Origin of the sequence: Shewanella sp. (assembly GCF_013214165.1) — a bacterium.
Lineage (GTDB): Bacteria > Pseudomonadota > Gammaproteobacteria > Enterobacterales > Shewanellaceae > Shewanella.
Genome location: NZ_JABSSM010000023.1, coordinates 55,276 through 79,765, shown reverse-complemented (window position 1 = coordinate 79,765; position 24,490 = coordinate 55,276). Strand labels below are relative to the sequence as shown.

Annotated in this window: 19 protein-coding genes, 1 tRNA gene and 2 pseudogenes; 16 read left to right on the top strand and 6 right to left on the bottom strand. The window is 45.8% G+C overall.

What is annotated here, in order from left to right; translation table 11 throughout:
• Positions 1-92 precede the first annotated feature (92 nt).
• The 4 genes from HRU42_RS08850 to HRU42_RS08835 all read left to right on the top strand — a co-directional run bounded on the left by HRU42_RS08850 (position 93) and on the right by HRU42_RS08835 (position 4,283).
• A tRNA-Arg gene (locus HRU42_RS08850) sits at positions 93-169 on the top strand.
• Between the two features lie 905 nt (positions 170-1,074).
• On the top strand, positions 1,075-1,320 hold the full coding sequence (locus tag HRU42_RS08845; protein WP_295030383.1) for an OadG family protein: 246 nt from the start codon (positions 1,075-1,077) through the stop codon (positions 1,318-1,320).
• A 21-nt stretch (positions 1,321-1,341) separates the two neighbouring features.
• A complete protein-coding gene (gene oadA / locus HRU42_RS08840; protein WP_295030381.1) occupies positions 1,342-3,144 on the top strand; it encodes a sodium-extruding oxaloacetate decarboxylase subunit alpha in 1,803 nt (600 codons plus the stop codon).
• An 8-nt stretch (positions 3,145-3,152) separates the two neighbouring features.
• Positions 3,153-4,283: a sodium ion-translocating decarboxylase subunit beta gene (locus tag HRU42_RS08835; RefSeq protein WP_295030380.1), complete on the top strand. Its 1,131-nt coding sequence runs from the start codon at positions 3,153-3,155 to the stop codon at positions 4,281-4,283.
• 228 nt (positions 4,284-4,511) lie between these two features.
• Here the strand turns inward: HRU42_RS08835 and HRU42_RS08830 are convergent, their stop codons facing one another.
• From HRU42_RS08830 to HRU42_RS08820, 3 genes are all read right to left on the bottom strand, one after another.
• The gene (locus tag HRU42_RS08830; RefSeq protein WP_295030378.1) at positions 4,512-4,847 is read right to left on the bottom strand and encodes a PBPRA1643 family SWIM/SEC-C metal-binding motif protein; all 336 of its coding nucleotides are present in this window, start codon (positions 4,845-4,847) and stop codon (positions 4,512-4,514) included.
• Positions 4,848-5,015: 168 nt separating this feature from the next.
• Complete coding sequence (locus HRU42_RS08825; RefSeq protein WP_295030377.1) at positions 5,016-5,201, bottom strand: hypothetical protein; 186 nt, start codon at positions 5,199-5,201, stop codon at positions 5,016-5,018.
• A gap of 141 nt (positions 5,202-5,342) precedes the next feature.
• Positions 5,343-6,599 carry a dicarboxylate/amino acid:cation symporter gene (locus HRU42_RS08820; protein WP_295030375.1) on the bottom strand — a complete coding sequence of 419 codons (1,257 nt, stop codon included), beginning with the start codon at positions 6,597-6,599 and terminating at the stop codon, positions 5,343-5,345.
• Positions 6,600-6,860: 261 nt separating this feature from the next.
• On the opposite strand from HRU42_RS08820, the gene HRU42_RS08815 reads away from it, so the two are divergent.
• The 5 genes from HRU42_RS08815 (at position 6,861) to HRU42_RS08795 (ending at position 13,405) form a co-directional block, all read left to right on the top strand.
• Positions 6,861-7,283, top strand: a complete 423-nt coding sequence (locus HRU42_RS08815) for a YqaA family protein (protein WP_295030374.1) — start codon at positions 6,861-6,863, stop codon at positions 7,281-7,283.
• Positions 7,284-7,489: 206 nt separating this feature from the next.
• Positions 7,490-10,324 (top strand): pitrilysin family protein, encoded by a 2,835-nt coding sequence (locus HRU42_RS08810; protein ID WP_295030373.1) that lies wholly within the window; start codon positions 7,490-7,492, stop codon positions 10,322-10,324.
• A 169-nt stretch (positions 10,325-10,493) separates the two neighbouring features.
• Complete coding sequence (gene gshA, locus HRU42_RS08805; RefSeq protein WP_295030371.1) at positions 10,494-12,128, top strand: glutamate--cysteine ligase; 1,635 nt, start codon at positions 10,494-10,496, stop codon at positions 12,126-12,128.
• Positions 12,129-12,228: 100 nt separating this feature from the next.
• Positions 12,229-12,651: a hypothetical protein gene (locus HRU42_RS08800; protein WP_295030369.1), complete on the top strand. Its 423-nt coding sequence runs from the start codon at positions 12,229-12,231 to the stop codon at positions 12,649-12,651.
• 136 nt (positions 12,652-12,787) lie between these two features.
• Positions 12,788-13,405, top strand: coding sequence for a hypothetical protein (locus HRU42_RS08795; RefSeq protein ID WP_295030387.1), 618 nt, complete (start codon positions 12,788-12,790; stop codon positions 13,403-13,405).
• Between the two features lie 322 nt (positions 13,406-13,727).
• Here the strand turns inward: HRU42_RS08795 and HRU42_RS08790 are convergent.
• Positions 13,728-14,351, bottom strand: a pseudogene (locus HRU42_RS08790) (group II intron maturase-specific domain-containing protein); the annotation flags it as partial.
• A 170-nt stretch (positions 14,352-14,521) separates the two neighbouring features.
• Here HRU42_RS08790 and HRU42_RS08785 point away from each other — a divergent pair.
• Entirely contained in the window at positions 14,522-15,502 is a 981-nt protein-coding gene (locus tag HRU42_RS08785; RefSeq protein ID WP_295029943.1) for a transposase, read from the top strand.
• Between the two features lie 233 nt (positions 15,503-15,735).
• On the opposite strand, the gene HRU42_RS08780 is transcribed toward HRU42_RS08785, so the two are convergent.
• Both HRU42_RS08780 and HRU42_RS08775 read right to left on the bottom strand, forming a co-directional pair.
• A complete protein-coding gene (locus HRU42_RS08780) occupies positions 15,736-17,163 on the bottom strand; it encodes a deoxyribodipyrimidine photo-lyase (RefSeq protein ID WP_295030365.1) in 1,428 nt (475 codons plus the stop codon).
• A gap of 28 nt (positions 17,164-17,191) precedes the next feature.
• On the bottom strand, positions 17,192-18,208 hold the full coding sequence (locus HRU42_RS08775) for a DUF523 and DUF1722 domain-containing protein (RefSeq protein WP_295030363.1): 1,017 nt from the start codon (positions 18,206-18,208) through the stop codon (positions 17,192-17,194).
• A gap of 242 nt (positions 18,209-18,450) precedes the next feature.
• Here HRU42_RS08775 and HRU42_RS08770 point away from each other — a divergent pair, with 242 nt between their 5' ends.
• From HRU42_RS08770 to HRU42_RS08745, 6 genes and pseudogenes are all read left to right on the top strand, one after another.
• Complete coding sequence (locus HRU42_RS08770; protein ID WP_295030361.1) at positions 18,451-19,332, top strand: MerR family transcriptional regulator; 882 nt, start codon at positions 18,451-18,453, stop codon at positions 19,330-19,332.
• Positions 19,333-19,534: 202 nt separating this feature from the next.
• Positions 19,535-19,698 (top strand): annotated as a pseudogene (locus HRU42_RS08765) (IS3 family transposase); the annotation flags it as partial.
• Positions 19,699-19,947: 249 nt separating this feature from the next.
• Positions 19,948-20,457 (top strand): 5-(carboxyamino)imidazole ribonucleotide mutase, encoded by a 510-nt coding sequence (gene purE, locus HRU42_RS08760; RefSeq protein WP_295030360.1) that lies wholly within the window; start codon positions 19,948-19,950, stop codon positions 20,455-20,457.
• 225 nt (positions 20,458-20,682) lie between these two features.
• Positions 20,683-22,788: a VWA domain-containing protein gene (locus HRU42_RS08755; protein ID WP_295030359.1), complete on the top strand. Its 2,106-nt coding sequence runs from the start codon at positions 20,683-20,685 to the stop codon at positions 22,786-22,788.
• Positions 22,789-22,912: 124 nt separating this feature from the next.
• A complete protein-coding gene (locus HRU42_RS08750; RefSeq protein ID WP_295030386.1) occupies positions 22,913-23,470 on the top strand; it encodes a sigma-70 family RNA polymerase sigma factor in 558 nt (185 codons plus the stop codon).
• On the top strand, positions 23,460-24,281 hold the full coding sequence (locus tag HRU42_RS08745) for a hypothetical protein (protein WP_295030357.1): 822 nt from the start codon (positions 23,460-23,462) through the stop codon (positions 24,279-24,281). The genes HRU42_RS08750 and HRU42_RS08745 overlap by 11 nt, the downstream gene beginning before the upstream one ends.
• Positions 24,282-24,490 lie beyond the last annotated feature (209 nt).

The following is a 24,490-nucleotide window of genomic DNA, read 5'->3' as shown; positions in this document are numbered from 1 at the left end:
TGGATAGAGTACCTGACTAGGAACCAAGTGTTTGTAGGTTCGACTCCTCCCATCCGCACCATTCAATATCGTAAGAAAAAAGTTTTATTTGTGCGGATCTAGCTCAGCTGGATAGAGTACCTGGCTACGAACCAGGCGGTCGGAGGTTCGACTCCTCCCATCCGCACCATATTTTCATTTCTAGTCAGTCATAATTATCTGCAAATAGGCTTATCTAATTTAGATAACCAAGATAGCTAACGTGACCAGATTTACCCGTGTAGGTCAGCTGGGTAGAGTTACTGGTTACGAGTCTGGTGGTCAGAGGTTTGAATCTTTCTCTGCGCCATCACAGTCAATAGGCCCGTCGACTCATGTCTACGGGTTTTTTTGTGCCTGATCGCATATTCGCTTGATACTGACCTAGTCATACAAGAACATTGTTATCTAGCATAGATGACATAGGTAACGAGAACTGCGCGCCTAGCTCAGCTGAATAGCCCTAGCGGCTACGAATCGAGTGTTAGCAGGGTCGACTCCCTCTTCTGTCTAGCACTCTTTAGCATCACATATAGCCCCGTCTACTCATCTTTGCAGTTTTTTGTGGCCAAATATTGTGCTTTTTTATATATCTAAGTCGCAGCAATCTTTCCCGCTTGCTTCTCCCTGCATCAATTTTTAGATTCGAAATTGCATAAATTTTCATTTGTGGCTGTTTCTGTTCGTTCAGCAAAATTCATTTCCGGGTCTTTATCTGCTTTTTAATTATTATTTGCATTTTACCGACTTATATTTAGTGATTACTTAGTGCACCCCTAATTTTATTGTTGAATTCTCATTGGTGGGTGTTTGTTTTTACTAATCTTGGTATGACCAATTTACAAGTACCTCGCTATTTTGTTATAGATTGGTTATTGTTTTTCTAGTGCTAGCCACTTAATGCTTCTTTAGGCGAGTTTATTTTATCTTCTTCGTCATTAAAAATAGCGATTAAGTGAATAAATAGCTGGATTTGTTCTGTTTGTATTCAATTTTGAATGCTTATGTAGAGCATGCAGGCGACGCGAACTAGCTTCTGTTAATACTGAGGATGATATGAACTCGATATCTGAGCAAATTGTGCAAGCCGTAAGCATCATGTTTTTAGGCATGGGCCTGGTCTTTGTATTTCTAACAATGCTCATTGTGTGCATTAAATTAGTGGCGATAAAATTTGCCCCTTTGCCCCAAGATAAAGCAACCAGGACTGCAGAGAATGAAAGCACTCAGGCTGCAGGAATGGATCCAAAGATTATCGCGGTGATCACTTCGGCTATCCATCAATATCGCGCTAAAGCATAATAAAATTAGTAGGGAGTTTTCATGAGCAATCCACTTGCATTAACTGATGTCGTCTTAAGAGATGCACATCAATCTATCCTCGCCACACGTCTTCGTCTCGAGGATATGCTTCCCATCGCCTCCAAACTAGATAAAGTGGGTTTCTGGTCTCTGGAGTCATGGGGAGGCGCGACGTTTGATTCCTGTATTCGTTATCTTGGTGAAGATCCCTGGGAGCGATTGCGTGAGCTAAAGAAGGCGATGCCAAATACACCTCAGCAGATGCTGTTAAGGGGACAAAATTTACTCGGTTATCGTCATTATGCCGATGATCTGGTGTACAAGTTTGTCGAGAGAGCGCATACAAACGGCGTCGATGTGTTTCGAATATTCGATGCCATGAATGATGTACGTAACCTGGAAACATCGGTGAAGGCTGTGGTCGAAGTCGGTGGACACGCTCAGGGGACTATCTGCTATACCACGAGCCCAGTGCATACCTTAGATACTTGGGTCGACATGGCAAAACGTCTGGAAGACATGGGTTGCCATTCACTGTGTATTAAAGACATGGCTGGCCTATTAAAACCTTATGATGCTTTCGATTTGATTAGCCAAATAAAATCTCAGACAGATCTATTGGTCTCGATGCAGTGTCATGCAACAACCGGACTCAGTACTGCTACTTATCTTAAAGCCATCGAAGCCGGTATCGACGTGCTCGACACCGCAGTGTCTTCCATGAGTCAGACCTATGGTCATAGTGCCACCGAAACCTTAGTTGCCATGCTAGAGGGCACTGACAGGGCTACGGGATACGATATGGCCTTACTCGAAGAGATTGCCGCCTATTTCAGAGTCGTACGTAAGAAATATGCGCAATTTGAAGGTGAGCTCAAAGGCATAGATTCTCGCATCCTCAGGGCTCAAGTTCCCGGCGGTATGCTAACAAATATGGAGAGCCAGCTCAAAGAGCAGGGCGCTGGCGACAAGTTAGATCAAGTGCTAGAAGAGATACCTAAGGTTAGGCGAGATCTCGGCTACCTGCCATTAGTCACGCCAACCTCGCAAATTGTCGGCACTCAAGCGGTCATCAATATATTATCCGGTGAGCGTTACAAGTCGATGACGAAAGAGACTGAAGGTGTGTTAAAAGGCGAGTATGGTACCACTCCTGCCCCAGTCAATGCCGAGTTACAAGCGCGCGTGCTTAAGGGAGAGAAAGCGATAACCTGTCGCCCAGCGGATCTGCTGGTACCTGAACTAGATAGGCTTACCGCCGAATTACAGCAGAAGGCTGATGAACAGGGGCTCGAGCTCGCGAGTGAGTCGGTCGACGATGTATTGACCTATGCGCTATTTCCACAAATTGGCCTTAAGTTTATCAAGAATCGTAATAACCCAGATGCATTCGAGCCTAAACCTGAAGAGAGTGTCGCTACTCCAGCTCAGCCTGCTGTTTCAGCACCTGAGCGAGGTTCAGAGACTTACACTGTCAATGTTCAGGGGCAGAGTTATGTGGTACAGGTCTCACCAGGCGGCGATATCAGTCAGATTGCCGGCAGTGATAATCTGGTTCCTTTCGTTGTGCCAAATGAGGCTCAAGCGGCTCCTCAAGCTGCAGCAGTGATAAAGTTTGAGATGAATGCGCCTCTGTCCGGCAACATCTTTAAAGTGAATGTGGCTCCGGGTGATGCAGTCCGAGAGGGAGACGTGGTGATCATCTTAGAGGCGATGAAGATGGAAACAGAAATTCGCGCCGAAGCCGATGGGGTGATCAGCAAGGTATGGGTCAAAGAGGGTGATACTGTCACCGTAGGCCATCAATTACTCGGCATAGCTTAGGAGTCTCAATGGAAGGATTAATTGCTTTTTGGGCCGCATCGGGAATTGCTAATTTTACCCCAGGCCAAGTCTTTATGATGGCCGTCGGTGCCTTGTTGCTTTTTCTGGCGATCGTGAAGGGATTTGAGCCCCTGTTATTATTGCCGATAGGGTTCGGGGCTATCTTGGCCAATATTCCCAATGGTGGTTTCGTCGATGAAGGGGGCTTACTGTTTCTTGCCTATCATGTAGGCATAGAAACTGGGGTGTTTCCTCTGCTTATCTTCATGGGCGTTGGGGCGTTAACCGATTTTGGTGCCTTAATCGCCAATCCTAAGATGCTATTGTTAGGCGCAGCGGCCCAGTTCGGTATTTTTGCCACCTTAATTGGTGCAATAGCGCTTAACTGGGTACCCGGTTTCGAATTCTCAATGAAAGATGCGGGCGCCATCGCGATCATTGGAGGTGCAGATGGTCCGACAGCCATCTTCTTAGCCTCTAAACTTGCCCCCGAGCTCTTGGGAGCCATTGCGGTAGCGGCATACTCTTATATGGCCTTGGTTCCTCTGATCCAGCCACCTATCATGAGATTGTTAACCACTGAGTCTGAGCGTCAGATAAAGATGGAGCAGTTGCGTGAAGTGAGTAAGAAAGAGAAGATTATCTTTCCGCTGATGGTGCTGGGATTAACCATCTTGTTTCTGCCTGCTGCGACGCCTTTAGTAGGCATGTTCTGCCTGGGCAACTTGATGCGGGAATCCGGTGTAGTCGACAGACTGTCGAACACGGCTCAGAACGAACTGATTAATATTGTCACCATCTTCCTAGGTTTGGCTGTCGGCTCTAAGTTATCTGCCGATAAGTTCCTCCAACTGGAGACCTTAGGGATCTTGGTATTAGGTGCGATAGCCTTCTCGATAGGAACGGCAACGGGCGTCCTGATGGCTAAGTTAATGAGTAAGCTCTCTGGCGGTAAGATTAATCCGCTGATTGGTGCCGCAGGAGTCTCTGCGGTCCCTATGGCTGCGAGAGTGGTCAACAAGGTGGGATTAGAAGCGAATCAACATAATTATCTGTTGATGCATGCCATGGGCCCTAATGTGGCTGGCGTACTGGGTTCAGCCGTAGCCGCAGGTGTATTAATCGCTGTCCTCGGATAAACAAGCCGTTGCTAGACTTGAGCCCATCTTTCGATGGGCTTTTTTAGAGGATGTAAAAATTATTGTAATACCATTCCAAAGCTAATACCTTTCCGGCTCATATCTAGGCACATAATATTTGAATTAGACACTATGGCTACAACGTAAGCTGACCGATAAAAATAAAGCCACTGTCTCAGAGAGTTCAGTGGCTTTATTGTATTGCACTATGGTTAATATGGTTACCTTCTAACCACAGCACTTCTTATATTTCTTTCCGCTATTACAGGGGCAAGGATCATTCCTGTTGGGCGTTTTATCGAATCGAGTCGTGACCGGCTTGTTCAAGATGCCATCTAGCTCGCTGATATTTTCAACACCCTCGACATTGACTTCTATGTTGGCCAATAGCCCATGCTGCTCAAGAATGGCCTCTATCTCTGTTTTACGCTCATCAGAAACCACGGATAAACTCAGTGGGTTCTGACTTGTGCCAGCTTTCTGGGTGCGTTTAGTGTTAAAGCCATAGCTTTCGTGCTTAGGTTTTGGCGTTTTACGCCCCATGAAGAAAAACTTATCTGACATGATTTGTTCCAGAGTTAACGGTTAGAAATGGGTTAAAGCAGATTCGTGTGAGCTTATACTATAAACGCGGCAATATTTCCAATTAATCCCTATTCTGTTATTCATTTTGGCAATGGGTAGGCGCAAAACTCAAGGTTAAGGGGTTGGAACAGGGTGTGGAACAGAAAATTAGCTGCGAATATTTTGCTCGGCAGTAAGCCAGAGTAACACCCCCAGGGAGAGGATCACCGTCGCGCTAATGGCTATGATATAGATGAAACCTTTCTTTCCTTGCTTAATGGACACGCCGTTGAAATGCAAAAATAGTGTCCATAAGAGACAAAGGAAAATAGGGAACAGAAAGACTTTTGCCATTGTGTATCCTTCAGTGTTGCAAGTCAGGCCCGTAAGCCAAGTTCAATTTGGGGTAAGTATAATACCAATTCAACTGATTTTGAACCGGATATTGGAAAACAAGCCGCTGTTGCGGCTTGTTTTAACCGGGGAGTAGCAGGCTTAATTGCTTGCTTGTTGCTTTAAGGGCTCTTCTTCTGTGGCGTAGAACTGCGCTTCATCAAATTGCCCCTCAGACTTACCGATCACCACCGCTGTCATCATATCGCCAGTCACGTTGGTACTGGTTCTAATCATATCGATAATACGATCGATGGCAGCGATGAAGGCGATGCCCTCAAGTGGTAAACCGACGACACCCAGAGTCACTGATAACATCACCATAGCACTCCCAGGTACACCTGCCGTGCCTACAGAGGCTACCGTTGCAGTGACTGCGATTAGCATGTAATCAGTCATATCCAGTGAAATGCCATAAATCTGGGCGATAAATATAGCCGCAATTGCCGGATAAATACCACCACAGCCGTCCATGTTCATGGTTGCGCCAAGGGGCAATACGAAAGAGCCATAGCGTTTCGAGACACCCATGGACTCGGTGCAGCGTGTACTGGCTGGCAGAGTACCGAAGCTGGAAGCCGTGGTAAATGCAACAATTTGTGCTGGCATGGCTTTACGGAAAAACTGCAGTGGGCTAACTTTAGCGACAAACTTAATCAAGCCACCATAGACGACAATGATATGGATCAGGGCCGCGATATAAATGGCTGCGATGAATTTGCCTAAAGGCAACAGAGTCGATAGACCATATTCACCCACAACCCAGGCCATCAAGCCAAAGACACCGATAGGAGTCAATTGTAGGACCATGCGTGTCAGTTGGAACATGACTTCTGCACCGGCTTCGAAGGTGCGTTTCAATGGTTCGGCCTTCTCACCCACCTTGTTGATGGCTATGCCTATCAAGGCTGCAAATACGATGATCTGCAGTACCTTGCCTTCGGCCAAGGAGGCGAAGGGGTTGACCGGGATCATATCCAACAATACCTGTGCAAAGCCGGGAACATGACGCTCTCTCACTTCCGTTGCGACCAGATCCATGCTGCCGCCCATGTCGATGAGCGAGCCTACGGTTAAGCCTATGAAGGAGGCTAAAGTCCCAGTAAACATAAACATGGCTAACGTTTTAAAGCTTAAACGCTTCAGGCTCACTTGTGAGCCTAGTGCTGTGATGCTAACAACGATGGCACAAAATACCAAAGGTGCTACTAACATCTTGATGGCGCCGATAAAGAGGTCGCCCAGGGGTTTAAGTACTGTGGCTGACTCGCCAAAGATCACCCCTATCATAGCCCCTAAAAAAAAGCCTGCTAAGACTTTCTGCCAAAAAGGGATCTGTTTAATGGTTTGCCACATCATATAATTCCAAGTAATTTTTATTATTAACGTTCAAAAAAGTGCTGGATGCTAGCCTAAGCCTTTTTATAACAAAATTAGATCAGGCCAATATCCGCTGCTGCATTGTATAGACAGAGTGGCTTGCAAAACAAACCAATTTCGTTATTACTTATTGTGATAAGTAAGTTTGTTTTAATAACCTCAATGTTTAACAGGTGAGCAACATGGGTTTTTTCTCTTGGTTTATCGTAAAAATTATGTTTTTTCATTAGGTAAGCTTTTATGACAGAGTTATGGTTGATGTTTAGTGCGGCGTTTCTTGCTGCAACCTTGTTACCGGGTGGATCAGAAGTTTTATTGGTGGCATTACTCAATGATGACAGTTCTAACTGGTTGGCCTTAGTTATTCTAGCCAGTGTGGGCAATACATTAGGGTCGATAACCAGCTATTATCTAGGGAGCTTAGGCCGTTTTGCCCGCAGTCCGGAGGAGATGGCTAAAGGAAAATATAAGCGCTCTATCGAGCTAATAGAGAAATATGGATATTGGGCCTTGTTGTTAGCTTGGACGCCGATTATTGGCGACCTATTGTGTTTATTGGCTGGGTGGATGAAACTTCCCTTACTCAGATCCACGCTGATGATATTGATAGGTAAGAGTGTACGCTACTTTTTAGTCGCAGGACTTGCGCTTCATTGGTTATAGGCTGGTAAGAGTGTACTGGCTGTATTTAGTCGCAGGACTTGCGCTTCATTGGTTATAGGCTGGTAAGAGTGTACCGGCTGTATTTAGTCGCCGGACTTGCGCTTCATTGGTTATAGGCAGGTAAAGTGTACCTGCATATTGGTCGCGGCGATTGCACAAGATTGGGTTAATGTTACTTCAGATAATTTGATATTAAGGATTTGAAAGTGAAAAAATGGATATTAGCTGCAGCCATCTCCGCTGCCTTGGCGGGGTGTGTCAGCCAAGAGTCAACTGTCAATCTTCCTGTGGGAGTGACCCTATTAGAAACCGTTAAGGTTGCCGAGTCTGAGATTGGGATCCCTTACAAGAAGTATCAGCTTGCCAATGGCCTCACGGTCGTTCTCCACCAGGACGACTCAGATCCTTTAGTCCATGTGGATGTGACTTATCATGTGGGCTCTGCCAGAGAGTTTGAAGGCCGTTCGGGCTTCGCTCATCTATTTGAGCATATGATGTTTCAAGGATCCCAGCATGTTGGCGATGAACAGCATTTTAAAACCGTCACCGAGGCCGGTGGTACATTGAATGGCACCACCAATAACGATAGAACAAATTATTTCGAAACGGTGCCGAGTAACCAGCTAGAGAAGATGCTTTGGCTCGAGTCTGATCGTATGGGTTTTTTCCTGCCGGCCTTGACGGAAGAGAAGTTCGAAGTGCAGCGTGAGACGGTTAAAAACGAGCGAGCACAGCGTATCGATAATCAGCCATACGGGCGAATGGGCGAGTTGTTTAATCAAGCCTTCTATCCCCAAGGCCATCAGTATTCTTGGCCTGTTATAGGTTGGCCCGATGACTTGGAACGCGCCAATCTCGATGACGTGAAACACTTCTTCCAGCGCTGGTATGGCCCTAACAATGCCACCCTCACCATAGGGGGCAATTTCGATGATTTTCAGACTTTAGCTTGGGTTAACAAGTATTTTGGAGAGATCCCGGCAGGTCCCGAAGTCAAAGCCGATGAGAAGCAGTTATTGACCTTAGATAAGACTCGCTATATCTCGATGGAAGATAAGGTTCATCTTCCCTTGCTGCGTATCGCCTTTCCAACCGTTTATGCCCGTCATCAAGATGAGGCTGCCTTAGATCTGCTGTCTAATATCTTAGGAGGCGGTAAGACTTCAATCTTCTATAAAAATTTGATCAAAGATGGCTATGCGGTTCAGGCTGGTGTGAATCACCCTTGTCAGGAGTTGGCCTGTCAGTTCTCCATGTACGCCCTGGCCAATCCTGCTAAAGGAGGCAATTTAGCCGACATTGAGAAGCTAATGATGCTGTCTATTGCCGAATTTGAGCAGCGTGGTGTTACCGATGACGATCTGGAAAAGGTAAAAGTGCAGTTTGAATCCGGGACTATTTTCGGTTTACAGAGTGTATCGGGCAAGGTTTCAACCTTAGCCTTTAATCAGACTTTCTCCGGTAATCCCGACATGATCTCAGCGGATCTTAAGCGCTACGCCAGCGTGACTAAGGCCGATGTGATGCGGGTATTCGACAAATATATTAAGAACAAACCTATGGTGGTCATGAGCGTGGTGCCCGAGGGGCAAGAGCAGCTTATCGCCCATGAAGATACGTTCACGCCCCTAGTGCTAACTGACTCCAACACAGCGGTAGAAGAGGTAGTAGACCATAAGCAAATAGTCTCAGGTTTCGATCGCACCATAATGCCACCTGCAGGGCCCGCGCCCGTACTCACTTCTCCTACATTATGGAGGGGTAAATTAGCCAATAATATTGAGGTGATGGGCACTGAAAGTGAGGAGACACCAACGGTTGAGTTGGTTATTTATCTTAATGGTGGTCACCGACTTGTACCAGTTGAAAAAGCGGGCCTTGCTGGTTTAACCGCTGCCATGCTCAATGAATCTAGTATGAAGCGCAGCTCAGAAGAGCTTGCTCAAGCATTAGAGATGCTAGGCAGTAGTGTCTCTTTCGGCTCCAGTACCTATCAGAGCTATGTGAAAATCTCCAGCTTGACCTCACGTCTCGATGAGACCCTGGCAATCGTTCAGGAGAGATTATTTGAGCCGGCATTCAAACCTGAAGATTTTGACCGACTGAAACAGCAGCAACTGCAGAGTCTGCAACACATGATGTCAGATCCTAATTTCTTGGCCAATACCGCCTTCGATGCTTTGATGTATGGCAGTGATAGTCCATTGGGGGTAAGCAGTAGCGGCACCTTAGAGTCTGTTGCTTCGTTGACGTTAGATGACATTAACGCCTTCTATCAACAGCAATATCGTGCTGGTAATGCACAAATTATCTCGGTGAGTGATCTCAATGAATCTGAAGTACTTGCAAAGTTGCATGGGTTTAGTCAATGGTCTGGTGAGGCTACGCCCCTGCCAGCATTAACGAAATCCCCTAAGCTTAAGGGGGGGAAGATTTACATCTTGGATAAACCCGGTGCTGCTCAGTCAGTGATCAAAATTGGTAAGCGTGCATTGCCTTATGATGCTACTGGAGACTATTTTAAGTCATATTTGATGAATTATCCTTTAGGCGGGGCATTTAACAGCCGTATAAATCTCAACTTACGCGAAGATAAAGGCTATACCTATGGCGCTCGAAGCTTTTTTGCTGGTGGAAAAGAGCTAGGTGTCTATCTGGCTCAAGCGAGTGTTCGCAGTGATGTCACATCTGAAGCATTGGTAGAGTTTGCCAAAGAGATAAAAGCATATCGTCAATCAGGTATGACAGATGAAGAGCTTGCATTTATGCGCGCCTCAATCTCTCAAGGTAAAGCGTTAGACTATGAGACGCCATACCAGAAGGCAGGCTTTATGCGCCGTATACAGAGATATCAGTTGGATGATAACTATACCGAGAAACAGACTGAAATTACCCAGTCTATCTCGAAAGATGAATTGAATAAATTAGCGAGAAAACAACTCGATCTACATAAGATGATAGTGCTAATAGTCGGTGATAAGGCGTCAATAGAGGCCGATATTAAAGCACTCGGTTATCCGGTGGAAGATTTAGAGTTGTAATCGCTGAATTAGGCCATATATCTAGTGTTAGTATGTTGCGGCATCTGGTTAGAACGGATGCTGCCGCTTTATGGCTCAGTAAAGGTGACTTGCCTGAGGGGCTAATTGCCGTCAATGGTGTGAATGAAATTAAATGCACACTTGACGGGTCTGATCCAGACAAGCATAAATGATGACAAAATTAGAGAATAAAATATTGAACTCTTTCAATACATCGATCGAACAACTCTCTGACTCAGAGGGGCGTGCAGCACTACAGGGGATGCAACGCGGCATAGAACGCGAAGCATTAAGAATCAGTGAGTCAGGTCATCTGGCGACAGACGCTCATCCTAGAGAACTAGGTTCCGCGCTCACTCATTCCAGGATAACTACAGATTACAGTGAATCTCTGCTCGAATTTATCACTCCTGTTTTCAGTGATATCGATGACTTACTCGAAGACCTGACCTATACCCACGCATTTACGGTGCAAAACCTTAACCAACAAGGACTATGGCCCGTGAGCATGCCCTGTTATGTCGGTGATGTGAGCGAGATCCCGATTGCCGAATACGGCAGTTCAAATTCAGGACAGATGAAGCGTTTATATCGTAAGGGATTAACCTATAGATACGGCGCTCAGATGCAGATTATCTCCGGGGTTCATTTTAACTTCTCCGTATCCCAGCCGCTGTGGGACAAGTTGTACCTTTTAAGCGATCAGCAGGGATCCAAAACCGATTTTATCTCTGAGTCCTATCTAGGGCTCATTCGTAATTATCGACGCATGGTTTGGGTGTTGCCTTATCTTTTTGGTGCATCCCCAGCCCTGTGTAGCTCGTTCATTAAAGGGCAGCAGACAGATATAGAGTTTGAGAAAATGGGCAAGGGGACCTTGTATCTTCCCTATGCCACCTCATTGAGAATGAGTGATCTGGGTTACACGAACAAGGAGCAAGATAGCTTAAGCATCAGCTATGACTCTTTGGATAAGTTTCTGCAAGGGATGCAAAATGCCATCAACATGCCCTCGTCTAATTTTGAGAAAATTGGCGTTAAGGTCGATGGAGAATTTAGGCAGCTCAATGCCAATGTGCTGCAGATAGAGAATGAATTTTATTCGCCAATTCGGGCTAAGCGAGTCACTCTCGATGGAGAAAAACCATCGCATGCGTTGGCACGAGCCGGAGTGGAATATATTGAAGTTCGGGCCCTAGATGTCAACCCATACAGCGCGATAGGTATAGAAGCATCTCAGGTGCGCTTCTTAGACATGTTCCTTCTCTATTGTTTGTTAAGTGATTCTCCCTTATCGGGAGAGGACGATGAAGCCGAAATATCCGCTAACTTGAACCGAGTCATTCTGGAAGGGCGTAAGCCAGGTCTGGAATTAAGCAATAAAGGCCACTCAGTGCTCCTTAGTGATTGGATGAAGCAGATGTTTTCATCTTTGAGTTCGATTGCCGAGCTGTTGGACAATGAGGGTGAAAATCATTACCGTCAGGCATTAGATACCTGGTTAGCTGCGGTCAATGATCCTGATTTAACCCTCTCTGGAAGGGTAATGTCGCACTTGATTGAGAGTCAAATTGATCATGGTTGCTGGGTCAAGAGCTTAGCCAAACAGTATCATAAGGCGTTGAACGAATATGAGCTACCAGAGCAAGTTGTCACCCGATATAGACAGGCTGCGTTAGACTCCTTGTCTAAGCAAGCAAAGATGGAAGCCGAATCTAGCCAAAGTTTTGAGGCATTTTTGGAGGATTACTTCCGCGATGAAGCATCGAATAAGCCGCCACAAAAGGTCGCCATCCCTTCATAAGTTAATCCCACAGGCTAAATGATTTTTAGCCTGTGGTTAGATCTATCAGCCGATATTTTAATGATGGCTTAGATAAACCTTTTCCGTTGAGAGTGAAGATTTGAAACCATTACTGGTGCTATGTTCCATGCTTATCTTGCTTTTTGGCTGTGCCTCACCGCCAGATGATAGTCTTAGATGTGGTGTGGTCTCGGGTTATCTCGACCCCGATTTGAGTCAAGATCTCTATCGAACCGTCGTGACTCACCTAGACGGCAAGCCTGTCATCTCTAAACCCAATTACCGGCTCTCACCCGGCGAACATACCTTTACCTTTGCCGAGTTGATCAGTGCGCCATCTCTGAAGGTGAAGCTAGCCGCCAGAACGCCTAAAGATTTAGTGATCAGAGTCGAGTCCAATCGCAGATATCATTTTGCGGCTAAATTTAATACCGACAAGCGCTACCGCGGCAATGACTCAGGTTTTTGGCAGCCGGTGATCTGGCTTGAAGAAGCGCATGAGTGTACATTACCCGTCAATTAGCTGGCGATATAGAGTGAATGTTCGATACTTTTAAGCCAGCTTGTTTGCTTCTTTAACCTAAGGGTGTGACACTAACGTTTTGATTAAGTTCACGACTTACTTATTCCAGTTAGTATTACACATGGTATCCGCAATGATGAAAGGATTTTCGGCTTTAACAGCAGCCTTTTTGGCATTATTACTCTCAGGTTGCGCCACGGCCCCGCCACAAAACCCTGAGAACTTATGCTCCATCTATCAAGAAAATCGCTCCTGGTATAGCGCGGCACAGAAAACCCAAGAGAAGTGGGGTGTGCCAGTCCATATCCCCCTGGCTATGATGTATCAGGAGAGCTCTTTTAAGCACAATGCAGCGCCCCCTATGGAGTACTTTCTCGGCTTCATTCCCATTGGACGTGCCAGTGATGCCTATGGTTATGCTCAGGCTAAGACCATGACCTGGGATGACTATGTTAAGGAGACGGGTAATACCTGGTCCAGCCGCAGCAATTTCGATGATGCCATGGACTTTATGGGCTGGTTTATCTACAAGACTCATAAAATAAATGGCGTCTCTAAGTGGGATGCCAGGAATCAGTATCTAAATTACCACGAAGGCTGGGGCGGTTATAAGCGAAAATCTTATAACCAGAAAGCCTGGCTGGTAAAAGTGGCCGGCAAGGTCGATGCCAGATCTAAGCGCTATGCCGCACAATACCGGACCTGTAAGGAAGATCTCGACTCATCCTGGTTATGGCGCCTCTTCTTCGCTTAAGTAGAGTACCCAACCCATACATTGGCATCATGTCGCCGCAGCCTTTGATGCAGCGATAGTCTGATAAATAGATAGTCTGATAAATAGATAGTCTGATAAATAGATAGCCTGACAAATTTAACTCATAGTTTGGCATCAAAATGGCTTGTGTAATTCGGTTACAGAAGCCATTTTATTTATCCTCATTCCCCTCAATATTGATCAAAGTAATGTCGGATAGACGACACTTGTTACCAAGTGCCGCCCTCCTAAGAACCCAGCGTGCAACTTTCACTGCACTAGGCTCAAGCCTCCGCTAAAGCACCGTTAGATACCCAGCAACTTAAAAAGCAGTTTGGACAGGTTCTGACCACGAGTTACGGCATGCTTCTGGCTGTTTCCGCTGACTAAGATAGCCCGCAAATTCAGGATCATAAGGGGTTGCTGCACTTCGGATTTTTACATGTCTTTTAATTGGTGTTTGAGCAATTTGAACAAGATTGAACTGACAATCCATGTTCGCTATTTTCTTCCATCCGTGAAACTGCCATTGGCCTTTACGGTTGATGAAATATTTTAGGGCGACCCACCTTCTCGCTTTCGTGGGGTGACGCCTTACTGCCCAATGCCATAGCGTCTGGAATAGTTTGTGACCTATATAGTTGAAAGTTTGTTTGGCAACACAATGGCGATAGTAGTTCGCCCAACCTCGCAGTTTAGGATTCACCAATTTGATGAGGTCATTGACTGGTAGGGTTGCGTGTTTCTTGATGAGCGTTCGCATGTGACTCAAAAATAATAGAACGTTGGATTTACTCGGCTTAATGAGTAACTTTCCGTTGTACTTTCTGAGGTTGAACCCTAAAAAGTCAAATCCATCATTAATATGAGTGACCTGCGTTTTCTCTTCAGACAGTGTTAACCCCCTTTTTTCTAAAAAGTCTGCAATCAGCGGTTTGACTTCGTTCACGAGGGAGTATTAATGGTGCCAGCGAGGAGTATTAATGGTGCCAGCCATAGTCAATGGCTAAAAATTTGTTCTCCTACTATGAGTATTAATGGTGCCAGCCATAGTCAATGGCTAAAAATTTGTTCTCCTACTAAGCTTTAATTATTGGTTATAGTAGGAGAGCCGTTATGCCGCGTCCCAGAAGAACTCAAATCAGTATTGAAGACACTTCCTGGTACCATTGCTGCTCACGTGTTTGCCGGCGTGCATTGTTGATGGGAGATGATAATCTTACAGGAAAAAACTACGACCATCGACGTGCCTGGGTTGAATCACAACTGCTGACATTAACCAGTGCTTTTGCCATCGATGTTGCAGCCTATGCAGTGATGTCTAACCATTTACACCTTGTGTTGAATGTTGATATTTATCAGTCTAATCGTTGGACTGACAGAGAGGTTATTGAGCATTGGCATCAACTGTTTAAAGGGACTGAAATCACTCAAAAATTTGTGCAAGGTGAAATAATAGAAAGCGATGAAATCACCGCCCTCAAACATTCAATAGCCCAGTATCGCAGTCGATTAAGTGACATAAGTTGGTTTATGCGGGCATTAAACGAGCCCATAGCTAGAAAAGCCAATATCGAGGATAATTGTACGGGTCACTTCTGGGAGGGTAGGTTCAAGTCACAAGCCCTGCTCGATGAAGCGGCAGTGCTGGCCTGTATGGCCTATGTAGACCTTAATCCTATTCGAGCCAAAATGGCTGATACGCCAGAACAGTCAGATTACACCAGTCTTAAATTACGAGTAAAAGCGGCTTTAAAAGGCAAACAACCAAAAAGACTGCTGCCTTTTATTGGCAATGAATGCCTAAACCAACCTAAAGGCATCAACTTCTCACTAAAAGAGTACCTTGAATTAGTCGATGAAACTGGCCGAATAATTCGTAATGATAAACGAGGTGCTATCTCTTCGAATACGGCTAAGATATTAACCAGATTAAATATTCCCAGTGATATATGGATCAGAATCATCTCAGAATTTGGCAAGTTATTTCATGGGCCAGTGGGGACACTGCAAGAACTCACCAGCTACTGTGATCATTTAGAGAAACGACGACGGCATTTCTCTAGCTGTTGTCAGTATTTTCAAGCTGGCGAATAGTTCCAATCATTTCTTTTGATAACGAGCTCAATATAAATTGGGTTAAATAGTGCCGTTTAAATTTCCTCATTTCCCCCATTAAATCCTCTTTTTACAGCAATGATGACTTTGAATATGTCATTCCCCTATGCGAATGGGTTTTTGGGTAAATATTATTGATTGTTTATGCTCTAGACTTGATATGTTATTGATTAGCAATGGGTGGCTATATTTCGTTGTGGCTATATTTCGTTTTAGTGATTGTCGTGTACGTGTTTTGTCCGATCATAGGCGCTTAATGCTTTTGCTCGGCTCTGTTTAATATCGACGATGGGGAACGGGTAGGTTTGACCCAATGTGATATTAGCTTTTTTTAATATTGCTGGAGGCGCTTCCCAAGGCCGAAATAAGTATTGAGTCGGCAAGCCATGTAGCTCTGGAAGATAAGCTTTGGTATACCGGCCTTTAGCATCAAATTTTTCACCCTGGGTGATGGGATTAAAAATTCTGAAGTAAGGTGCTGCGTCAGTGCCACAACCTGCGATCCATTGCCAACTCACACTGTTGCTCGCTAGGTCGGCATCTACGAGGCAGTCCCAAAACCAGCGGGCTCCCAAACGCCAATCTATAAGTAAATTTTTGACCAGAAATGATGCTGTGATCATGCGAACACGGTTATGCATAAATCCCGTTTGCAATAGTTCACGCATGCCCGCGTCAACGATAGGATATCCTGTGAGGCCTTGTTGCCAACGTGCCAACCTATCCGGATTGTCATCCCAAGGGAAATGATTAAAATTAGCTTTCAAATTTTCAGTGGGTAACTCTGGCCGATGAAATAATAAATAATACGAAAACTCTCGCCAACACAATTCCCGTTTAAAGTGTTCTCGGTTGTTATCATCTGGGGCCGTTAGTAGGGCCTTGTTTATCTGACTCGGTGAAATCTCACCAAAATGCAGGTGCGGGGATAGGCTTGATACGGCTTTTAGGGCTGGAAAGTCACGGCCCTCGCGGTAGTTTTCTAATCCATTATTTAAGAATTTATGCAGTGATGATTGCGCGCCCAATTCGCCAGGAGTCCAGCAATCGTCAACGTTAGCGTCCCAGGCTTTTGGGGACAGTAATGACAATGCATCTAAGGTGATAGCCTGGTTATCTGTGTGAAATGATCCAGGTAACTGAGGCTCAGGTAAAATAGCAGTATCACAGCCCATCTTATTCGCCTGACGGTAGTAAGGTGTGAACACTTTATATGGCGTGTTGTCTTGTTTCAGTATTGTCCAAGGTTCGTTCAGTAATGAGCCGTTAAAGCTTTGTGCATGAATACTTTGAGCCAATAATTGTTGTTTTATTTTTTTATCTCGAGACACTCGCCAAGGTTCATAACGCCGATTCCAATAAATTCCGGTCACAGTAAATCGGCGACATAAATCTGCAATTATGGAGGCTGGGTCTCCCTCATAAAAATTCATCTTGCCGTTCAAGGCGCTGTTAAGAGCTGTTAACGAATGGTGCAACCACCAACGGCTCGCGCCTCCAAGCTGGTATTCTCCTGCATTCTCATTATCGAGTATGTAGATAGGTAAAATACTCGCTTGGTTTATCGACGCGGCAAGTGCAGGGTTATTACTTAGGCGCAAGTCCTGCTCAAACCATACAATATTTATCTCTGTCTTCATTTCTGTCCTCTGTTTTTAAGCTAAATATTTAGCGGCAATATTTTCCCACCGGATTAATGTTTTCAGGGTAAGGCTGTAAGTAACGTTGCCCATTGATATAGTTTGAACCGTATTGACCCAAGTAATGTGTTAATAGGGTCAGCGGTGTTGCCAGAGGGGTTATTCCGTCTTTGTATTTATAAATGACGTCAACGATATCTTGTCGTGCGGCCGAAGAAAGCGACTTTTTTAAGTAGCCTAAAATATGCAGCAGAGTGTTAGTGTGTCCCCTTCTATTAGCGGGCTTACTCAGTGTCTGCATAAAGCGCTTAAAGTAGTCATTTATGAGTTGGTCTAAAGGCCCGCGCTTGTGGGACGCCACGAGTTGGCCCAAATGCTTATATTGTGTTTGGCTGTGTGCCATCAATACATATTTGTAACTCGCGTGGAATTCTATGAGTTTGCGTACGCTAGGCTGATGCAAGACTTCGTGACGAAAATGGTGATAGGCGTAAACACGCATCACAAAGTTATCGTATAGGGTGTCATCATTTAAACGTCCCTCTTCTTCGATGGGCATAAGCGGGTATTGGCACTTCAGAGCTTTGGCGAATAAACCCATACTCCTGGTTTGGTGCGGATGTCCGTTAGCTTGATACACTTTCACTCTCTCTAGCCCACAACTGGGAGAGTTTTTCATTAAGATATAACCGTCTAGGTTGCTCATCTCAGATAATTTATGTTCAAAACCGTTAACTAGCTGAGCAGTTAAATCTCCGCTACCATCACTGAAAGCCAGTGTCGGCGCGCTGGGGTCGCCGATGAGTCGCATTGTTGGCCTAGGTGTGCCAAACCCTGCAGCCACTTCAGGGCAAAATGTCTTGAAGTTAAAGTACTTACCTAATACGTCAAGACACAAGCGAGATTGGGTGTGGCCGCTATTATAACGTACCTCGTGGCCAGCTAAGCAAGCACTCAGGCCGACCTGAATCGATGTGTTCTCTTTGGTCTGTTCTTCTACATAAGCTCCAAGCTTATCGGTGCAAATAATATTTTTATTTCCCATATCTACCCCTCACTTCATGTATGTATAATTGTCGCAATCAAGGCACAACAAAAGCGGTTCATGAAGCAGACTGGAAAAAAACAACCAGAGACACCTGCTCCAATGGTGGCTATTCCAACAATAACCGGAGACATTGCACTTCAAATACCTATACGCTAAATAATAATGTACAACTTTATTCTTGTACATTATTTTTTTCTGTATAACTATTGGAGGTGGTAAACGCTAGAGTGGAGATAGTAATGATCAAGGAAAAACATGATAACAGTAACCCGTTTCCTATCCGTGAATTGAGTGCTCGTACGCAAGTCAATACCGTAACATTGAGAGCATGGGAGCGTCGTTATGGACTGCTTAAACCACAGAGAAGCGCCAAAGGACATCGACTATATTCAGATCAAGATGTCGCTACCATCGAGAAAATTTTGTCTCTGGTTGCTCGGGGGGTGCCATTAGGTAAGCTAAAGCCACTACTTGATACTGATATTTCTGCTTTATCAGAAGGGTATGAATCTGAAAACTGGCAGAGTTCAATTGCAGAACTGCTTGTGGCGATCGAGTCCTTTTCAGTGACTAAAGTCGAGTACCTATTACAACATTTTTTTGCACATTACCCCGCTCCAATTTGCTGGGAACGCTTGATGGAGCCCGTTTTTGCAGCGTTAGCGCAGATTAACGATAATGGTGCCACATTAGGTTTCGCAGAGAATGAACTTATCCGCTATACCTTAATGCGTTTAAATTCGAAAGTTAAACATAAAAAACAGCCTCTTAGCGTCATATTGCTCCCAGGTGATCAAACGCCCATTTGGTGTTTAGCCTTGATGGCCTTGGAGTTAGCTGATATGAAATTTTCCGTACACCTATTCACTCGTGCTTTTACTCTGGCTGGCGGTATCGAACTTGCGGGGAAATTTAACGATGCCTATACGGTGTTTTATCAAGACGGTACTTGGAAAACTAATGAACAAGAGTCGGTGGCCGCTGCCTTGCTCGAAAATGATAAGTTGTTTCTGTGCGGTACGGCACCAATGCTCACCCCGTTTAACGAAGATGATCGAGTGTTTGGGGATGTAAGAAGCAGTATTGATGGTTTATTAAAACGCGCAGCCATCCAAGGTTAATCAATTACCTACCCAGTCTTTCGTCAGTGAGCAAAGTGAAACTGCTATCGGCAAGATTAATCATCACAGCCTAGCGCTGGAACCTAGTATGCAAAAATAGAGGGCAATATTGTCACAAATACTGAAGAGGATTAAATGCAACCCACTGATATTAAATTGATTAAACTATTAGTAATTGTGATCTATTTAAGGACGCATCAAGGCTGTTGTTGAACGTTTCTTTGGAAGCTTGAAGCATGAATGGCTGTTAAAAGTGGTCCATTTAACACGAGAATCAATGAAGCTAGATGTTGAAGATATATCCGGTATTACAACCACGAACGGCTGCATACTAGGCTCGGGTATATAACACTTATCAGCGATTAAAAATGACAACGTGAGGTGTCCGGTTGGACTAGACCCGAATAGATAACCACAACATCGTTCGCTACACTTAAAGGTGCTTTTGTTATTAGTCTATCGGCATGGGTTATTTGCAGTGGGGATCAAGCTAGGTGATAATTAGGCCCTGGCTTGGGGAGCCGTTGCTGGGATCAAGCAATCGGTGCATTATTACATTATAATACCCCACAAATTATAATTAACGCTAAGCTATACCCTACATAAGGATTTAAAATGAGCAAACCATTCGTTGCCGTCTTGATGGGATCTGATTCTGATTTACCCACCATGCAAGCCACCCTAGATGTGCTTAAGGGCTTTGGTATTCGATTCGAAGCTAAGGTGACCTCGGCTCACCGTACTCCAGCAGCTACTCACGCCTATGTGCTTGATGCAGAAGAGCGCGGTTGTAAGGTCTTCATCTGTGCCGCCGGTCTAGCGGCCCACTTAGCGGGTGCGGTTGCCGGTATCACTACCCGTCCAGTGATTGGCGTCCCAATCGATTGCGGCCCACTTCAGGGTCATGATGCCTTGTTATCTACCGTGATGATGCCTGGCGGTGTCCCTGTGGCCACTGTGGCTATCGGTAGCGCCGGTGCTAAGAATGCGGGTTACTTAGCCGCGCAAATGTTAGCCGTGGGTGATGACGCCATGGCTGTCGCGGTAAGAGAGGAGCGTGCCAGATCTGCCGCTGCTGTCGAAGCTAAAGATGCTAAGCTGCAACTAAAGTTGGCTAACGCATAAGCTTGCCCTAAAGCGCTAGGCGCTTATCTGTATCGTTTGACGAAACGTCACTTAGCCTTAAGGTTGAGTGACGTTTTTTTATGTCGATTTTGCGTGCATCATATCTTTGTCTACAAGGGGAGCGACTCGCTCAATGACCACTTATTTAATGGAACGAGTAGTTAAATAACCCTTTTCGCTTTTGTCTGCGTTTATAAGCTTATCAACAGACGCGAGGACAGGCTCATGGCTTATTCAAAAGCAGATCAGGCGCAAGATTCAACAGCTCATTTCGCAGCTGATCAATTCACAACGATGAAAAGTGTGCAAGGGTTTGGATTATCACTCATCTCGGTTTCGCTACTATTGGCCTTGACTGCCTGTGGCGGGCAGCACAGTGATGCAGAAAAAACCAATGCAGCAGCTGTTTATCAGCAGCAAGAAGAGGTAAAGGAGCAGCAACTGCCAGTGTCAAAGCAAGAGGTGGCCGAAGCTGACCCGAATACGCCCGATGGAATTAATCCTCAGAGCCAGCCCATAAGAGTGCAAGCCAAGGATGCCATAATTGAGCATCGAACATTGGCCGATCAAGCCATCTCAGATGATAAATCTGCCGATATGTCACTCTCTGTATCGAGTGGCATCTACAGGGCCGATAGGCAAGCCAGTGAGCGTATAATTAAGATGAAATCCTTAAGCCGGCATCAAACCTCGGGGCAGATGAGCGGCCCCAGTGTGCCAGTGTATAGGGGTGCAGGCAACAGGGATAATTTTGAACGACAGGTTGCCAATGGCATCATGGTGGCGGGGGAAATCCCGGTATCCACGTTCTCAATCGATACCGATACCGGCAGTTATACGACCCTGAGGCGTTGGATCAATCAGGGACGCCTGCCAGAGAAGGGGACGGTTAGAGTCGAGGAGATGATCAATTATTTTAATTATCAATATTCAATCCCCTCTAGACTCGAGCAGGCATTCAGTGTCAATACCGAGCTGGCACCGTCTCCCTACAATGACCATAAGATGTTGCTCAGGATTGGCCTCCAGGGATTTGAGGTCGATAAGTCCCAGCTAGGGGCGAGTAACCTAGTCTTCTTGCTTGATGTCTCTGGCTCGATGAACTCGCAAGATAAACTGCCGCTGCTAAAGACATCATTGAAGATGTTGTCCCAACAACTGAGTGAGCAAGACCATGTGTCTATCGTGGTTTATGCTGGGGCTTCGGGTGTGGTGCTCGACGGGGTAAAAGGCAATGACATTCAGGCGATTAATCAGGCATTGAATAGCCTCAAGGCGGGGGGCTCGACCAATGGAGGCGCCGGGATCCAGCAGGCCTATCGACTCGCGCAGAAACACTTCATCCAAGGTGGTGTCAATCGGGTGATCTTGGCCACCGACGGTGACTTTAATGTCGGCACCACAGATCATCAGGCCTTGATGGACCTGATAGCAAGCAAACGTGACCAAGGCATAGCCCTAACGACCTTAGGTTTCGGTCAAGGAAATTATAACGATCACCTGATGGAGCAGCTTGCCGATAAGGGCAATGGTCATTATGCCTACATAGACACGCTCAATGAGGCACGTAAGGTGCTGGTGGATGAGCTGAGTTCGACCCTGTTGACCATAGCCAAAGATGTGAAGATTCAAGTAGAGTTTAATCCGGCAATCGTCTCCGAATACCGTTTAATAGGCTATGAGAACCGGGCCCTCAATCGTGAAGACTTCAATAATGACAAGGTGGATGCCGGCGAGATAGGTGCGGGTCACAGGGTCACAGCGCTCTATGAGATAAGCTATGTAGATAGTCCCAATCAGGCTAACGACAAACTCAGATATGGCTATGATAATGCCACCGGCACGGAGAAATATAGTCGGGATGAGATAGCCTTCCTCAAGTTGCGATACAAGCCTATAGGGCAAGATACCAGCCGTTTGATCTCATATGCGATTCGCAGAGATTCTGGAGTGAAGACATTAGCCCAGGCTAGCGATGACTATAGATTCTCCGCCGCGGTTGCCGGACTGGGGCAATTGATTAATCAGAGCCTATATACCCATGATTTGAGCTATTCTAAGGTGATCGATCTGGCTAATTCTGCAATGGGGCAAGACGCGTTTGGCTATCGTCATGAGTTTGTGCAGTTAGCTAAGACGGCTCGCCTATTGGCAGGGCAGGAGGCTGTTATTAAAGGAGAAAATATGTCGAGTGTCATTGTTCCCATCGAACCTATACCTAGACCTGAGCTGGAGATTCAAGCTAAATACATAGCCCCACATATAAAATCTTCTCAATACCAGCTCGAGATAGACAAAGGGGTTCAGGGCGTGCAAACTTTGCATGACTAGTCTATCTATTGTCTTTCCCTCGAGGGGTTTACGGCCTAAGGGAGAGGCGTTTCAGCAGGAGAGGTGTGTGGCACAAGCGTTAGGGCAAGATAAATCGACAGAGGCGGAGATAGATCAGCGCTTAATGCTGAACTATGCCAGTGGAGACACCTCGGCATTTGAAACTCTGTATCTAAAACATAAGGGTGGCTTGTATCGTTATTTTGTCCGCCAGATAGGGGATACGCAGTTGGCGGAAGACCTCTATCAGGAGACATGGGGGCGAGTCATCAAGTCTGCATCCAGTTACCAGGCCAATGCCAAATTTACTACCTGGATCTATAAAATTGCCCATAACTTGCTTATCGACCACGTCAGGGCGGTGAAACCTGTCGACCTGTTTAGCGAGACCTTTAGCGAAGAGCAAGACGCCGAAGCCTTGCTGCCCAGTGATGAGATGTCACCGGACAGGGCGATGGAAGACAGCGCCAAGGCCAGCCTGCTTAAACGTTGCATCGCATTATTGCCAAGTGTGCAGAAAGAAGCCTTGTTATTGAATATGGAGGCGGGCTTTACCGCCAGTGCCATCGCAGATATCGTCGGCGTAACACTCGAAGCGACCAAGAGTCGAATTCGCTATGCCAACCAAGGTCTGAAAGCCTGTGTGATGAATAAGTGGCAGGAGGTTCAAAATGAAAGATGATCAAAACAACAAGCCTGCGACTGAGCGAGCTGAGGCATTCGATAGTGAGCTGCAGATCTGGTATAAACTGCAGGCCCAAGAGAAACCGAGTCGTGAGCTCGATGATGCCATCATAAAAATGGCCACTGAGGCGAGCACCGTGAGCAAGCAAGCCTTAACTGATAAGCGTCTGCATCAAGCCCCATTAGCTGGCGACAAGAGCACTGACAATGTGGTCCGGGTCGAGAATAGTTTTTGGCGACACAATAGATGGGCAATATCGTCGGCCGCCTCCGTGATGCTGGTGGTGACCGTGATCATGTTAAATCCTCAGAGCCCTGAAGAGATCCTATCCGATGATGCCATGCCCATGATGATGCAGATGAGCCAGCCGCTCGATGAACAGCTTGAATCCTTACCGGCAGATGCTGTCGATGTGAAGAGTGAGTCCAGGCAAGCACACAGGGCGCCGAGCGCAATGCCGGCATCGGAGCCGCAGTTTGCTGGGGCTGCCGCGCCGAAAATGAAACCGACGGCTAAGCGACATGAGGACAAAGCTAAGCTAGGGGCCGAGGCTCCGAGTAACCTGACGCTATCGAGCAAGTCTTTATCGAATCATGCTTCACCGAACAAGAGTGTGCCACAACGTGAGGCTGTGGTGAGTGCCAAGCAAGCATTGAATCATCTGCAAAATGTAATCGATTCAAAGCTGTGGGATGAGGCAGAGAAGCTAGCGAGCAAGATTGCCAAGCAGTATCCAAACCTCGAACAGTCAGAGCATCCTCAGCATCAAAGGTGGAGTGACTTGCAGGCAGAAATAACAGAACACTAGTTGGTTGATTTCTGTTTACTAAATTCTATTCCTCTGTAATTTAACAGGAAAAAGGCAGTTATCGGTATGATAGTTGCCTTTTTAGTTGCTACCCATATTCCATCCACTGTTAATTCAGAGGATAAGGGATGTTTTGTTTATTCGTTTGTACACATTTGCTAATGATTTATATGCTAATTATTGCTGGCTGTTTAATAAAAGTTTGCTAC

Excerpts from the sequence above, each read along its gene's own strand:
- HRU42_RS08845 (WP_295030383.1), top strand. The coding sequence starts at position 1,075 with ATGAACTCGATATCTGAGCAAATTGTGCAAGCCGTAAGCATCATGTTT.
- oadA (WP_295030381.1), top strand. The coding sequence starts at position 1,342 with ATGAGCAATCCACTTGCATTAACTGATGTCGTCTTAAGAGATGCACAT.
- HRU42_RS08835 (WP_295030380.1), top strand. The coding sequence starts at position 3,153 with ATGGAAGGATTAATTGCTTTTTGGGCCGCATCGGGAATTGCTAATTTT.
- HRU42_RS08830 (WP_295030378.1), bottom strand. The coding sequence starts at position 4,847 with ATGTCAGATAAGTTTTTCTTCATGGGGCGTAAAACGCCAAAACCTAAG.
- HRU42_RS08825 (WP_295030377.1), bottom strand. The coding sequence starts at position 5,201 with ATGGCAAAAGTCTTTCTGTTCCCTATTTTCCTTTGTCTCTTATGGACA.
- HRU42_RS08820 (WP_295030375.1), bottom strand. The coding sequence starts at position 6,599 with ATGATGTGGCAAACCATTAAACAGATCCCTTTTTGGCAGAAAGTCTTA.
- HRU42_RS08815 (WP_295030374.1), top strand. The coding sequence starts at position 6,861 with ATGACAGAGTTATGGTTGATGTTTAGTGCGGCGTTTCTTGCTGCAACC.
- gshA (WP_295030371.1), top strand. The coding sequence starts at position 10,494 with ATGATGACAAAATTAGAGAATAAAATATTGAACTCTTTCAATACATCG.
- HRU42_RS08795 (WP_295030387.1), top strand. The coding sequence starts at position 12,788 with ATGAAAGGATTTTCGGCTTTAACAGCAGCCTTTTTGGCATTATTACTC.
- HRU42_RS08785 (WP_295029943.1), top strand. The coding sequence starts at position 14,522 with ATGCCGCGTCCCAGAAGAACTCAAATCAGTATTGAAGACACTTCCTGG.
- HRU42_RS08780 (WP_295030365.1), bottom strand. The coding sequence starts at position 17,163 with ATGAAGACAGAGATAAATATTGTATGGTTTGAGCAGGACTTGCGCCTA.
- HRU42_RS08775 (WP_295030363.1), bottom strand. The coding sequence starts at position 18,208 with ATGGGAAATAAAAATATTATTTGCACCGATAAGCTTGGAGCTTATGTA.
- HRU42_RS08770 (WP_295030361.1), top strand. The coding sequence starts at position 18,451 with ATGATCAAGGAAAAACATGATAACAGTAACCCGTTTCCTATCCGTGAA.
- purE (WP_295030360.1), top strand. The coding sequence starts at position 19,948 with ATGAGCAAACCATTCGTTGCCGTCTTGATGGGATCTGATTCTGATTTA.
- HRU42_RS08755 (WP_295030359.1), top strand. The coding sequence starts at position 20,683 with ATGGCTTATTCAAAAGCAGATCAGGCGCAAGATTCAACAGCTCATTTC.
- HRU42_RS08750 (WP_295030386.1), top strand. The coding sequence starts at position 22,913 with ATGCTGAACTATGCCAGTGGAGACACCTCGGCATTTGAAACTCTGTAT.
- HRU42_RS08745 (WP_295030357.1), top strand. The coding sequence starts at position 23,460 with ATGAAAGATGATCAAAACAACAAGCCTGCGACTGAGCGAGCTGAGGCA.